The sequence below is a fragment of the Modestobacter sp. I12A-02662 genome (assembly GCF_041028325.1).
GTDB lineage: Bacteria > Actinomycetota > Actinomycetes > Mycobacteriales > Geodermatophilaceae > Modestobacter.
Genome location: NZ_JABGDE010000011.1, coordinates 26,988 through 40,333, shown reverse-complemented (window position 1 = coordinate 40,333; position 13,346 = coordinate 26,988). Strand labels below are relative to the sequence as shown.

General features: G+C 72.1%; 7 protein-coding genes and 1 pseudogene. 7 read left to right on the top strand and 1 reads right to left on the bottom strand.

Annotated features, from left to right (window positions below; all coding sequences use genetic code 11):
• Positions 1 to 5: 5 nt before the first annotated feature.
• The 7 genes and pseudogenes from HL189_RS16595 to HL189_RS16565 all read left to right on the top strand — a co-directional run bounded on the left by HL189_RS16595 (position 6) and on the right by HL189_RS16565 (position 9,881).
• A complete protein-coding gene (locus HL189_RS16595) occupies positions 6 to 1,238 on the top strand; it encodes an FAD-dependent monooxygenase (RefSeq protein ID WP_369134820.1) in 1,233 nt (410 codons plus the stop codon).
• 141 nt (positions 1,239 to 1,379) lie between these two features.
• Positions 1,380 to 1,661, top strand: a complete 282-nt coding sequence (locus HL189_RS16590) for an antibiotic biosynthesis monooxygenase (protein WP_369134819.1) — start codon at positions 1,380 to 1,382, stop codon at positions 1,659 to 1,661.
• Positions 1,658 to 2,597, top strand: a pseudogene (locus HL189_RS16585) (FAD-dependent monooxygenase); the annotation flags it as partial. The gene HL189_RS16590 and the pseudogene HL189_RS16585, both read left to right, overlap by 4 nt.
• Positions 2,598 to 2,642: 45 nt before the next feature.
• Positions 2,643 to 3,095 carry a hypothetical protein gene (locus tag HL189_RS16580; RefSeq protein WP_369134968.1) on the top strand — a complete coding sequence of 151 codons (453 nt, stop codon included), beginning with the start codon at positions 2,643 to 2,645 and terminating at the stop codon, positions 3,093 to 3,095.
• 96 nt (positions 3,096 to 3,191) lie between these two features.
• On the top strand, positions 3,192 to 4,127 hold the full coding sequence (locus tag HL189_RS16575; protein ID WP_369134818.1) for an NAD-dependent epimerase/dehydratase family protein: 936 nt from the start codon (positions 3,192 to 3,194) through the stop codon (positions 4,125 to 4,127).
• 622 nt (positions 4,128 to 4,749) lie between these two features.
• Positions 4,750 to 8,379, top strand: a complete 3,630-nt coding sequence (locus tag HL189_RS16570; protein ID WP_369134817.1) for a hypothetical protein — start codon at positions 4,750 to 4,752, stop codon at positions 8,377 to 8,379.
• 2 nt (positions 8,380 to 8,381) lie between these two features.
• On the top strand, positions 8,382 to 9,881 hold the full coding sequence (locus tag HL189_RS16565; RefSeq protein WP_369134816.1) for a hypothetical protein: 1,500 nt from the start codon (positions 8,382 to 8,384) through the stop codon (positions 9,879 to 9,881).
• A 252-nt stretch (positions 9,882 to 10,133) separates the two neighbouring features.
• Here the strand turns inward: HL189_RS16565 and HL189_RS16560 are convergent, their stop codons facing one another.
• Positions 10,134 to 12,626 carry a SpoIIE family protein phosphatase gene (locus tag HL189_RS16560; protein WP_369134815.1) on the bottom strand — a complete coding sequence of 831 codons (2,493 nt, stop codon included), beginning with the start codon at positions 12,624 to 12,626 and terminating at the stop codon, positions 10,134 to 10,136.
• Positions 12,627 to 13,346 lie beyond the last annotated feature (720 nt).

The window sequence follows — 13,346 nt, the reverse complement described above, 5'->3', positions numbered from 1 at the left end:
TACTGGTGGACGTCCTCATCTCGGGCGCAGGGATCGCCGGCCCGGTGCTGGCGTACTGGCTGCACCGGCACGGGTTCCGCCCGGCCGCCGTCGAACGGAGCCCGCAGCTGCGGCACGGGACCGGTGGACACGCGGTGGACCTCTTCGGTCCCGCCGTGCAGGTGGTGGACCGGATGGGGCTGCTGCCCGCGGTGCGCGAGGCGCGCACCCGAAACGACGTCGTCGTGCTGGAACGGCCCGGGCACCGGCCGGTGGAGATCCCGGTGGCCACGCTCGCGGCCGGCTTCGCCGACGGCGGCCACGTCGAGATCGTGCGCGGGGAACTGGCCCGGATCCTGCACGAGGCGACCCGCGACGACGTCGAGTACGTCTTCGACGACGCCGTCCGGACCCTCGAGGAGGACGGCGACGGAGTGCAGGTGGGCTTCGAGCACGGCCCCTCGCGGCGGTTCGACCTCGTCGTGGGTGCCGACGGGCTGCACTCGGGCGTGCGGCGGCTGGTGTTCGGCCCGGAGGAGCGCTTCGCCCACCACCTCGGCGGCCATCTCGCGGTGTTCACCGTCCCGGACCACCGCGGGCTCGACGGCCGGATGGTCACGTTCAGTGCTCCGGACCGCGTGGTGGTCCTGTACCCGGTGCGCGGCACCGGCCGAGCGCGCGCGGTGTTCCTGTCCCGGCACGGCGGCCCGGCCGCACCCCACGGCGACGTCGCCGGGCAGAAGGCGCTGCTGCGGAACGTGTTCGCCGGCGTGGGCTGGGAGGTCCCCCGGCTGCTCGGTGAGCTCGACGCCGCCGACGACTTCCACTCCGACGCGGTCACCCAGATCCGTATGGACACCTGGACCCGCGGCCGGGTGACACTCGCCGGCGACGCCGGCTACTCCCCCGCCCCGGCGGTCGGCGGCGGCACGACCGTCGCCGCCGTCGGCGCCTACCTCCTCGCCGACCGGCTCGCCGCGGCCGACGGCGACCACCACCGGGGGTTCGTCGCCTACGAGGACGCGATGCGCGGCTACGTCGCCGCCAGCCGTCGGGTCGGACCCGCCGTCCTGAGGACCGTGGTCCCGCGGTCCCGGCTGGCTGTGACCCGCAACGCCTGGCTGACCCGCCTCCTGCCGCGGCTGCCCGTGCCGGTCCGCCACCGGCTCCTCTCCGTCGAGGACCGGCTGCGCGCCGGCCTGACCGGCATCGACCTGGACGCCCCCGCACGACCGAGAGGAGAGCTCGGCGATGGATGACCGCCGGACCGACGTCTGCGTCGTCGTGTCCGGCCGGATCTCGGGCCTGCGGTGTCGGCAGGTTCGCACGCAGTCCTGCGTCACTCGCGTGCCGTGGCGCCCCGGAAGCCCCCTGCGCACGCCGACCGGAAGGAGTTGACCGTGCCCCACGTCCTGGTGCACCAGCGCATCAGCGAGTTCCGCCGCTGGAAGGAGGTCTTCGACCGTCTCGGGCCCGCCCGGGCCGCGGCGGGCTGCCGCTCCACGGCCGTGTTCCGCAACCGGGAGGACCCGCACGAGGTCGTCGTCCTCTTCGACTTCGACGACCTCGCGGGCGCCCGGCAGCACACGGGCAGCGCGGAACTCCGCCGAGCTTGGCAGGACGCCGGTGTCACCGACCCCGGCACCCGTTCCGTGCTCGACGCGGTGGAGGCAGGACGATGACCGACGTGATCGTGGTCGGCGCCGGACCGACCGGGCTGCTGCTCGCCGGCGACCTCGCCGCCGCGGGCGTCCGGGTCACCGTGCTGGAGCGGCGCACCACCGACTCGCGCCTGACCCGCGCCTTCGCCGTCCATGCACGGACCCTGGAACAGCTCGACGCCCGCGGCCTCGCCGACCCGGTCGTCGCTGCCGGGAACACCGTGGCCGGACTGCGGCTCTTCGGGTCGGTCTCGGTGGACCTCTCCTCGGTGCCCAGCCGCTTCCCCTACCTGCTGGTCACCCCGCAGTACGAGGTGGAGCGGGTGCTCCTGGAACGCGCGCTCGACGCGGGCGCGGCCGTGCTGCGCGGTGCATCTGTGCAGCAGGTGCGGCAGGACGCCGACGGGGTCGAGGTGACCTACCGCGACCCGGACGGCGCCACGCAGGTCCGGCACGCGAGCTGGCTGGTCGGCACCGACGGGCACCACAGCACCGTGCGCCGGGAGCTGGGCCTGGACTTCCCCGGCGAGTCGGTGGTCCGCTCGCTGATGCTGGCCGACGTGCGGATGACCGACCCACCCCCCGACCTGCTCACCGTCGACGGCAACGCCCGCGGGTTCTGCTTCGTCGTCCCCTACGGCGACGGCTGGTACCGGGTCATCGCCCGCGACCCCGACCGCGAGCTGCCCGACGACGCGCCCGTCACGCTCGACGAGATCGCCGACGTCGCCCGCCGGGTGTTCGGCACCGACTGGGGCATGCACGACCCGCGGTGGCTGTCGCGCTTCCACAGCGACGAACGGCAGGTCCACCGCTACCGGGTGGGGCGGGTGTTCCTCGCCGGCGACGCCTCACGTGCACTCCCCCGCCGGCGGGCAGGGCATGAACACCGGGCTGCAGGACGCCGCCAACCTGGGGTGGAAGCTCGCCGCCGTCGTGCACGGCCGGGCCGGTGACGAGCTGCTCGCCAGCTACCACGACGAGCGCCGACCGGTCGGCCGCATGGTGCTGCGGATGAGCGGCGGGCTGATCCGCGCCGCGATGCTCCGCTCACCGGTGACCCGCGCGGTCCGCAACCGGGTCGCCCGGACCGCGCTCGCCCTGCCGCCGATCGGCGATCGGATCCGGCTGCAGTTGAGCGGGGTGGGGATCGCCTACCCCCGTCCCCGGGGCGCGCACCGGCTCGTCGGCACGCGGGCACCCGACATGACCGCGAGGGACGGCACGCGGCTGTACGAGGCGCTGCGCCGGGGCCGGTTCGTGCTCGCCGCCCCGCCGGGTGCCGTACCCGCCCCGCCCGGTGTCACCACGCTCGACGTGGACCATGCCGCCACCGCGGTGCTGGTGCGCCCCGACGGCTACGTCGCCTGGGCCGGCCGCACCCCGGAGGGACTGGAGGCGGCGCTGACCCGCTGGGGCGCCGCGGTACCGACCACCAGCGGAACGCCCGCATGACCCACGGCGCTCGAGCCGCCGCTGCGGAGGTGTCACAGCCGGGGCTGCGGTCTCGTCTGCACCAGGTACCGGTGAACCACGGTCGAGGAGCTGGGCATGAGGGTGTTCGTCGCAGGGGCTACGGGAGCGATCGGAAGGCAGCTGGTGCCGCGTCTGGTCGAGGCGGGTCATGAGGTCCACGGCATGACCCGGAGCGAGGACAAGCAGGCGATGCTCCGCGAGTTCGGGGCTGTGCCGGTGGTCGCGGACGCGCTCGATCCCGTCCAGGTCGCGGAGGCCGTGGGCCGGGCGCGGCCGGACGTGATCGTCCATCAGCTGACCGCGATCGGGGCGTTGGACATGCGTCACTTCGACCGCGACTTCGCGCTGACCAACCGCCTGCGGATCGAGGGCACCGACCATCTGCTCTCCGCCGGGCAGGCCGTGGGGGTGCGGCGGTTCGTCGCGCAGTCGATCGCGGGCTATGGCGCGTACGCGCGCACCGGTGCGCCGATCAAGACCGAGGAGGACCCGCTGGACTCCGCGCCCGCGCGGGAGATGCGGGAGACCCTGGCCGCGGTCCGTCATCTCGAGCGGGCGGTCCTCGGCGCACGGTGGACGGAGGGGATCGTGCTGCGCTACGGCGCCTTCTACGGGCCGGGAACGTCGATGGCACCGGGCGGGCAGCAGCCCGAGCTGGTCCGCAGGCGCAGGTTCCCGCTGGTCGGCGACGGCGGCGGCGTGTGGTCGTTCATCCACGTCGCCGACGCCGCGGAGGCGACGGTCGCGGCGATCGAGCACGGCAGCCGCGGCGTCTACAACGTCGTCGACGACGACCCCGCCCCCGTCGCCGAGTGGTTGCCGGCCCTGGCGCAGGAGCTGGGTGCCAGGCAGCCGGTGCGCGTGCCGCGGTTCATCGGGCGGCTGTTCGCCGGTGAGGCCGGCGTGGTGATGATGACCGAGCTCCGCGGCGCCTCCAACGCCAAGGCCAAGGGCGAGCTGGGGTGGCGCCCGGCGCACCCCAGCTGGCGCCACGGGCTCGGCGCCGCATGACCGCCTGCGAGCGGCTGCTCGACGAGCTGTAGCCCGGCGCGTTCGCGCTCGCCCACCCCACGACGAGCTGACGCACCTCGGGCCGGTCGGCGACCTGGCATGGGTGCCATCGCCATCGACCTGCGCCGACTCGTGCGGCGGGAGTCCTGTCGCCGGCGACGACAGGTGGACACGGTCACGGTCACCACGATCGTCCGCTACGTCGCCATCGACGTCCTGCGCCGATCGTCCTGTCGTGCCGATTGCCACCCATCGCTGCAACCCCGCGACCGAAGGGCTTCACCGGCGTCCGCTACCGCGCCATGCTGTCGCCGAGACGGCCGAGACCGTTCTGGCCTCTGGGGGGAGGGGCGCCGAAGTGCTTCCTCGTGTACGGCGGAGTCGACCGTGCATCGCCGCGGTGGCCACCGGACGACTCCGATGCGACGCCCGAGCCGTCCTGATGGAGCACCGACTCATCGGAAGACCGCTCGTCGTGGTGGTGGATCTCGGTCACCGCATGGATCACGTCGACCTGGCGTGAACGGCATGGGCGCCTTCACGGGGCGACCGCTCGAATCGCGTCGGCGCGTCGGTCATCGGCCTGCCACGCCCGGTAGTCGATCAGCCCGGCGGAGGGACCATGAACGTCGTCACCGGCCGCATCGTCGTGAAGGACTCCGGCGTGGGAGTTCCGGACCTGCTCGTCGTCCTCAACGACGTGGACGCCGGCACCAAGGCGGAGGAGCCCCTTCCCTCCGTTGAAGGCGGCGCATCAGGACCCGCCGAGCGGGCGGCGTCTTCTCTTGCCAGAGGCGCGGACCGCCTCGGATCCGTCCTCACTGGTCCCGATGGCCGCTTCTCGATCACGTACGACGACGCCGACTTCAGGATCAGGAACGAGGAGAAGCGGCCCGACCTCCAACTGGTCGTCCTCGCGCCTGAGGAGCCCGGCCTCGCGTACGACGACAGGGTCCTCTACGCCTCGCCCGCGGTGCGGCAGAACTCAGCGCGGACAGAGAGCTACCTGGTCCGCCTGGGTGCCGATCTGCTCGGGGCGGCCGGCATCGCGGTGCCGAGCGGCGCGACGTTCCTGGCCGAGCCCACCGGCGGCGTCGCCAGACGCCTGGAAGCGATCGAGACCTGGCAGAGCGGTGTCGTCGACGCCTCCATCGCCGCAGCCGCCGTCCGCGCCGACCGGCACAAGCAGCGCTTCGCGCACTTCTCCGATGACCTGCGCCCGAGGCTGGCCGGACGGCTCAGTTCCGTGCCCGCGTCAGGCCATGACTCCGACCGATTCGTCACCGCAGACGAGAGCGTCGCGGACAAGTCCCACGCGGTGATGGCCCGCAACATCACCGGGATCGTGAACGAGCCGGGGGTCCGCCGACCGGTTCGCGGGATCCTGACGCTGAGTGCGGCTGAGGTGGAAGCCCTGCGCGCGCGGGTCGATGAGTCCGGCTTCGTCACCGCGGACGCGCTGGCCGACGTGACCGGACACCGGGCCGCCGGCTCCTTCGTGCAACGCCCGGACGCCGCGACGTTCTGCCCCGCCGGGACGGGGCTGGGCGCGACGACGCCGCTCGGCACGAACACCACCCCTCAACCTCACCGCCCGCACGTGGCCGGGGAGAACGTGGAGCCGTCGACCGACGCGGACGTGCCCCGGTTCCTGGCCCGGGTCATGGGAACGATGAGTCCGCCCGAGGAGCAGGCGGAGACGGGGCTCATGGTGTCGGCGTCCCGGACGACGGTCGAGGCCAGCGTCGGCTCCTTCGCGCTCCGGCCGAGCCCGGCCGATGTCCCGGCGTTCCGCGACTACACCCAGCTGCAGATCGCCTTCCAGCACGTCTGGCAGGAGGCGGTCGACGAGGGTGTGCTGAACCTCGCCGAGGACGCCTATCAGGCGATCGTCGAGCTGGGCGGATCCCCCGAGGGGATCACGGGAACGGGTCAGGATCTCGTGGGTGGGCTCCTGGCCGAGGGACGAATGGTCCTCGCGGCCGGTCGCGTCGTCCGGGACCACCGCGGCGATAAGCCCGCGCAGCCGCCGTCCGGCGCGCCGGGTGGCGTCGTCGTGAGCGGCAGCGGCTCGGAACCGTCCGCTGGGCGGGACCACCGCCGGCAGAGCAACACGCCGGTGGTCCGCGACCACCGCACCGGCAACGCGCCCGTCGTCCGTGACCACCGGACCGGCACCACGACCGGGACCTCCACCGGCGACCCCGTTGACCGGCTGCCGGGTCTCCTGCTCGAGCTGCAGAAACGCTTGCGCGGCACCTACGCGTTCACGGTGTTCGCCGCCAATCGCCGCGAACGCAGCGTCAACTTCGGACTGCTGAACACCTATCGGCAGGTCTGGCGGCCGCTCAGCTACCAGGCCGGCCCGCTGGTGAAGTCCATCCCGCTCGCGCCCAGGCAGACCCAGAAGCTCACCGTCACGCGCAAGGTCCACCGGAAGCGATCGCAGCGCGAACTCGCGAACAACCTGCGTGTCGTGCGCGAGGAGCTGAGCGACACCAGCCGTGCCGAGGAGGAGATCGCCCGGCGGGCGTCGGCGAAGACGACGTTCTCGATGAGCAATTCCGTGAGCGGGAGCGTCGACGTCTTCAGCGGCACGCACACGAACGCCTTCACCCGGGAGGCGGGCAAGACGTCCGATGACATCCGCAAGTCGCTGCACGAGAACACCTTCAAGGTCGCCCAGGAGGTGAAGGCGGAGCGCACGACCGAGGTCAACACCGAGGAGAGCGAGGACTTCGAGACGACCGAGGTCACCGAGATCAGCAACCCCAACGATGAGATCGCGGTCACCTTCTTGCTCTACGAGCTGCAGCGCCGCTTCCGCGTGCGCGAGCGGCTGCACCGGGTGCGCCCGGTCGTGCTGGTGGCCCAGGAGGTGCCGGCGCCCCATGACATCGACATCGACTGGCTGGTCGTGCACGACTGGATCCTCAAGCGGGCCGTGCTGGACGACTCCTTCCTGCCGGCGCTCGCCGTCCTGACCAGGACCGCCGGGGAGGAGACGGCGGTGGCGGAGCTGAAGGTCAACGTCGACCAGCAACGGGCCATCGTCGACGAGCTCCGCGAGGAGGTCGTCGCGGCCCGGCGCAACGCCGAGGCGCAGAACGCGCTGCTCGAGCGGGCGGTCTACCGGAGGGCGGTCCCGTCCGACGGTGGCGGCGGAGGGGGCGGTCTCTTCGGGTTCGTCGGTGACATCGCCGAGGAAGTGGCCGATCTCGGTGCGGACGTGCTCGGCGGTGTCGGTGACCTCGTCTTCGGCGGGGACGCCGACCAGACGGCGAACAACCGCCAGGCGATGCAGGACGCGGCACAGCGGGCGGCCGACCAGGCGCGTGACCTGCTGTTCCGGCTGGAGCGCGAGGTGACCGCGCTCAATGCCCTGATGGAGAGCTACGCCAAGGCGGTCCGGGAGCACTACGACCACCTGACCGAGATCGCTCGGCTCCAGGTGCACGTGAAGGAGAACATCCTCTACTACATGCAGGCGGTGTGGACCTATGAGCCACCCGACCAGCGCTTCTTCCGGCTGCACACGGTGCCCGTGCCGGTGTTCACCTCGACCCGACGCGCCTTTCGGATCGAGTTCGACGATCCGGTGCCCGGCATGTTCACCCCACCGCACACGAGCCTGCCGCGATTCGGCGGGCTCGACGTGAGGGGCTTCCCGTTCGAGGCCGACACCGCGGTCGATCCCGAGCCGGCCTCTGCGCCGCTGTCGGAGGTCGCCGACCTCGACACCCTGCTCGGGTTCAAGGGCAACTACATGGTCTTCCCGCTGCTGGAGTCCAACGCGCTGACCGACTTCATGATGGATCCCTACGTCGACCGTGCCACCGGCGAGCTGATGGACCCCACCGATCCTGACGTGATGACGGCGGACGAGTTCACGGACTACGTCGAGTGCCTGCAGGAGGCCGTGACGGAGGAGGAGCTCGAAGGCCTGCGGGCGGACCTGGCCGAGCACGAACAGGCGCTCACGCCGCCGGGTGGGATGGACGACGTCCTTGTCGTGCCGTCGGAGTCGCTGTTCATCGAGGCGCTGCCCGCAACGGAGACGATGCTCGAGCCGTACAAGAAGGTGCACCGATTCGAGGACGCCAAGAAGGTCCAGGAGGAGGTACGGGCGATGCAACTGGAGAGCATCCGGAGGATGGCGCGGCTGCTCGCCGGTGAACGCGAGGACCCGAACGTCGACAAGCGGGTGCTCATCCAAGGCGAGACCGGGCCCGTCGTCGTCGACGAGCCGTAGCCGTGGGCGGCGGGCCGGGCGGTGGGCCGCCGTTCCCCGAGTGGGAGCGCGCCCGGCGGAACGCCCGGCCGGACGACGACGCGCAGAAGCGGCTGGTGGAACTCCTCCAGCAGCCCATCGGCGGGCAGGATCTCGGCCGGCTCGCCGCCCGCCGGCAGGCCCTGCAGGACCTGGTCGAGGGCATCCCCCAGGCCGAGGCGTCGCGGATGTACAGGCGTGTGGCCGATCCCCGGGACCCGCTGGGTCAGTTCCTGACCTACGAACTATCGACGGCGCTGCGCGACGACCTCGTCGATCGGCTGGCTGCCCGCGAGCGGGGGGCTGCACGGGGCATCGATCCACCGCAGCGGAGCACACAGCGTCTGCGGCAGGTCGTGGACCCGCAGCAGCAGGCCCAGCGGTCGACGGGGCCGATGGCAGCGGGCTCGGCGGCCGGATTCCCGTTCCTGATGGGGCCACCACTCGTCGTGCCCTTTGCAGGGATCACGTCACCGCAGTACTACGCGTGGGGCTATCCGGGTATCGCCGTCGGTCGGCCGGTGCTGCTCGTGCCGATCACGTACCCGGCCGCACCGACCAGGCAGCGGCCCAAGCCCGCCCCCAGGTCGCCGGGACCGAGGAACAAGGATCCCAGGAAGCGCGACACGAGGAAGGTCGACCCCGGGAAGCGGCCTCAGAAGAAGCGCACCACGACCGTGCGGAAACCGGCGCCGGGGATCCTCGACTGGCTGACCGAGCAACTGAGCGATTCCGACCACGCCGCGGTCCTGCTGGGCGGACTGCTGCTCGCCCTGCCGGCGAGCGCGGTGAGCGCCGCCCTGGCTGCGGCAGCCGAAGTGATCACCGCCGGCGGCACCGCGGCACAGGCCGGGGAGAAGGCGGCGCAGGAGATGTTGCGATGGACCCTGGAGAAGCAGGGGTTGTCGCCGAATGCCGTCTTCGACCTCAACGAGCTCCGCACGAACTTCCCCGGCCTCGACCTGATCTCCCCCCGACAGGCGTGGCAGGTGAAGGTCTACGGCCTCGATTTAACGGCGTCGAGGTTCACCATCGCCCAGCGCTACGTCAACAACATGCTGAAGCTGTACGACGCCAAATCCTGGTTGAAGCTGCCGGAGCGAACGGCGCACGCGTTGCTGAACGCTTACGGAGAGCTGTCCGCACGGGGGGCCTGGCCGTCGGCGCTCAACCCGGGCTCGACGGTGGACGAGGTCAAGGAGTTCCTGCGGACGACGGTCTTCGCCGTGCCGAACGACGACGTGTCCGCAGTGCGCTCAGCGCTGGCGCGCAGGATCTTCAAGGACCCTCGGCTCCGAGAACTGTTCCCCGAACTCCGGCGGGGCAGCCTCATCGACGCGGACAAGTTGTCCCCAGCTGATGAGGCCGACCTGGCACGGAGGATCCAGTCGTTCATCTTCAGCCGCGTGACCGGCCTGGGCGTCACCAAGAAGCAACTGGCGAACATGGCCGCGATAGCAGCCGAGTACGGGGCCTCGCCGTGAGGCCGGCGACGCGGGCACCACGGTCGACGGCGAATGCGTGATGACCTACGAGGCGCGTCGCCCCACGTCCGACTGACGGGTCCACCCTCAGGCGCAAGGACGGCACGTGGTCGGCCGAGCGGCGGGGTGGTGACTGGCGGGACCCAGCCGCTCCGACCCGACCTCGGCCGGCACGCCGTCGATGATCAGCAGCGTGCAGGGGTCGCGGACGTCTGGGCCTCCTCCAGCTGCCCGTGCACCGGCCGCCAGTCGTCACTCCACCGGCGAGATGACGTCCGGGCTGTCGGCGACGTCGGGTGGGATGCGGTTGGGGCCGGCCTCGGTAGGGCGACGGCGGTCTTGACGGTGCAGACGCACCGCGACGAGTGCCACGTCGTCGTCGGTCCGGCCAAGCAGCATCCGGTCCAGTAGTTCGTCGCACAGCTCGTCGAGCTCTCGGTCGGCCAGCTCCTGGAGGGCCTGCTGCAGACGGTCGAGGCCGTCGTCGAGGGTCTGGTCGCGGCGTTCGATGAGCCCGTCCGTGTACAGGACCAGGGTCGCACCCCAGTCGAGGGTGACGCCGCACTCGCGGCGTCGGGTGGTCTCGTCGACGCCGAGGAGCAGCTCCGCACGCGGCCCGGTCAGCGGCATGACCGTCCCATCGGGGTTGACGACCATGGGTGGCGGGTGGCCGGCGTTGGACCAGCGGATCTCGGTCACGCCCCGGCGCACATCGTCGTCGGTCTGCTGCAGCCGGATGACGACCGCGGTGGCGGTGGTCTCCACCTGCAGCGTGGTCATGGCCTCGTCGACGCGGCGCAAGATCTCCGCCGGCCCTGCGCCGGTGGTCACCGCGATGGCACGCAGCATCGAGCGGATCTGCCCCATGGCCGCTGCCGCCTCGACGTTGTGCCCCAGGACGTCACCGATGGTGATGATCGTGGCGCCGCTGGGCTGGAGGAAGGCGTCGTACCAGTCGCCGCCGACCTGCGCGGTCTCGGCCGCCGGCGTGTAGCGCACGACGACCTGCACGTGGTCGGGTTGCGCGGGTGCGGTCAGCAGCGACCGCTGCAGGCCCTCGGCCAGCTGGCGCTGCTGACGGTAGAGGCGCGCGTTGTCCAGCGCCAAGCCGGCGCGGCCGGCGATGTCTGCGGCGGTCGAGAGCGCCTCGGCGGTGAGGGGGGCCCGGCCGGCGCCGCTGAACAGGCTCAGCAACCCGACCGTGCGCCCCCGGCCGCGCAGTGGGAGGACGGTGAGGGACTCCGGCGCCAGTCGGGCGAGCAGCTCGTGTGCCGGACCGGGCAGCAGCACCTCCCGGATGCGGGCCGTCGCATCCCGGTCGAGGGTCACCGGCCGCCCGGTGCTCAGAGCGCGGGCGACGAACGACGTGTCCCTGAGGGCGGGGATGCGCTCCACGGCGTAGGCGGCGACGACCGGCAGGAGATCCGGGTCGGTGTGCCACCAGCCGACGTCCTGCAACCCATGGCGGAACCCGTGCTGGTCGTCGTCGCCGACCAACGTCACCAGACACCAGTCGGCCAGGGCGGGAACGACCAGCTGAGCCAGCTGGGCGACCGCGACCTCGGCGTCCAACGTGCCGGTCAGCTCGGCGCTCACCCGCCCGAGCAGCTCACTGCGCCGCTGCAGGTGGACCCGTTCGGTGATGTCCAGGAAGTACAGGGCGACGCCTTGCGGTCCCGGCACGGCGCGGACCTCCACCCACACGTTGAGGGGCTCGGGGTAGTAGGCGTCGAAGGTGACGGGCTGGCCGCTGTCCGCGGCCCGGCGGTAGTGCTGCTCGAAGTCCGTGCCGACCGTGGCCGGGAACACCTCCCACAGCGTGCGGCCGAGCAGCTGCGCGCGAGGCCGCCCCGCGATCCGCTCGGCCTCGGTGTTCACATGCGTCATCACCCAGTCGCTGTCCATCGCGATGAACGCCACGGCCAGGCCCTCCAGCAGCTCGGCGGTGCGCTGCATCGGCTCCCGCTGGGCAGTGGTGTCGTTCGCGACGCCGATCAGCCGCTGCCCGCCGCGGTCGCCGACCACCCGGCCGCGGGCGGCGACCCAGCGGTGCGAGCCGTCTGCCAGCACGATCCGGTACTCGGCCTCGTAGGAGCCCCCCGTGTCCAATGCGTGCCCGACCCGGGCGATGACGTCCTGGACGTCGTCGGGGTGCACGCGGGCGTACACCTCCTCGGGGTGGCCACCGAACGAGGCCGGGTCCAGCTCGGAGAGCTGCAGCAGCCGGTCGTCGAGGACCAGCGCGCCGGTCGCCAGGTCCAAGTCGAAGGTGCCCACTCCCCCGGCCTCGACGGCCAGGTCCATGCGGGCCCGGTCGGCGCGCCGGTCGGCGCTGACCGCAGCCAGCTCCAGCTCCACGACGACCGACCGTGCCAGCTGCTCGAGCACCGCCACGTCCGCCGGCGTCCACTCCCGGGACGCGGGGTCGAACACGCAGAGGGCACCGACCGGCCGGCCGTCGGCCCCTGCCAGCGGCACTCCCAGGTAGGATCCGACCGCGCCGGAGGTCACTGGCGGCAGCGCGGCGACCCGCACGTCGCTCCCCGCGTCGGCCACCAGCAGCGGCCGGCCGGACGCCGCGGTGACGGTGCACAGCGAGTCCTCCAGCGGGCCCTGACTGCCGATTGCGCCTGGGGGCAGCCCGGTGCCGCCGACGACCGTCTGCACGTCCGACAGCAGGGACACCTGCGAGGCAGAGACGCCCAGCAGCCGCGCGGCGAGGTCGGTGATGCGGTTGAGCGCCATCCGGTCGGCCGTAGCGGTCCACTGGTGACGGGCACGCACGACTCCGGCCGTGCCGGTGGAACCGGACCTGCTCGTCGCCACCGGGCACTTCTCCGTCTCGTTCCCGTCGCCCTGCCCTTCAGGCACCGAGGCGCTCGCCGATGGAAGGCACCCAATCTAACGGCTCCTACCGCGGCGGATGTGATCGGACGGGACAGCACTGTCGGCTCATCGACGACACAGGCCCCGGGATCGACGCGCCCAGAAGTCACCACCGGCTCAAGGGTGGTTCGTCCGCGGCGCCTTCGCGGCGACCCGCAGGTGTCGTCGCAAGAATGCGCTGATCACCGCGCCGCGCAGGCCGGCGTTGCTGAGGCCGACCTGGTCTTGTCTGGCCACATGGTTCACGACATCGTGATGCGAACGGGGACGCCACCGGGCAATCCCTGAGCTGGACCCGAACCGTCGGTGGGGATACCCGAGAAGGGACTCGCAGCCGGGGCAGTCGCCACATGTCCTTGACGGTGTCGCTGCGCTCCACGGTTCAAGACGCGGCCGAGATCGCGCCACCACTGGCCATCGAGGTGGGCAGGACGTCGTGTCCGGCGTACTCCTGCCGGCGAGCTGCTCGAGCTCTGTGCTCTGGCTCGTCGCGGCCGCCGCGGAGGTGTCCGGCGGCGGCTGACCGAGCAGGGTCACTTGCGGCTCCGGAACCTCGATCGGGGCTTCGTTCCCGCCGAG

What these genes read in the sequence shown, in the direction of transcription:
- HL189_RS16580 (WP_369134968.1), top strand. Translation starts at nt 2,643, where the DNA reads ATGGTGCTGCGGATGAGCGGCGGGCTGATCCGCGCCGCGATGCTCCGC.
- HL189_RS16575 (WP_369134818.1), top strand. Translation starts at nt 3,192, where the DNA reads ATGAGGGTGTTCGTCGCAGGGGCTACGGGAGCGATCGGAAGGCAGCTG.
- HL189_RS16570 (WP_369134817.1), top strand. Translation starts at nt 4,750, where the DNA reads ATGAACGTCGTCACCGGCCGCATCGTCGTGAAGGACTCCGGCGTGGGA.
- HL189_RS16560 (WP_369134815.1), bottom strand. Translation starts at nt 12,626, where the DNA reads ATGGCGCTCAACCGCATCACCGACCTCGCCGCGCGGCTGCTGGGCGTC.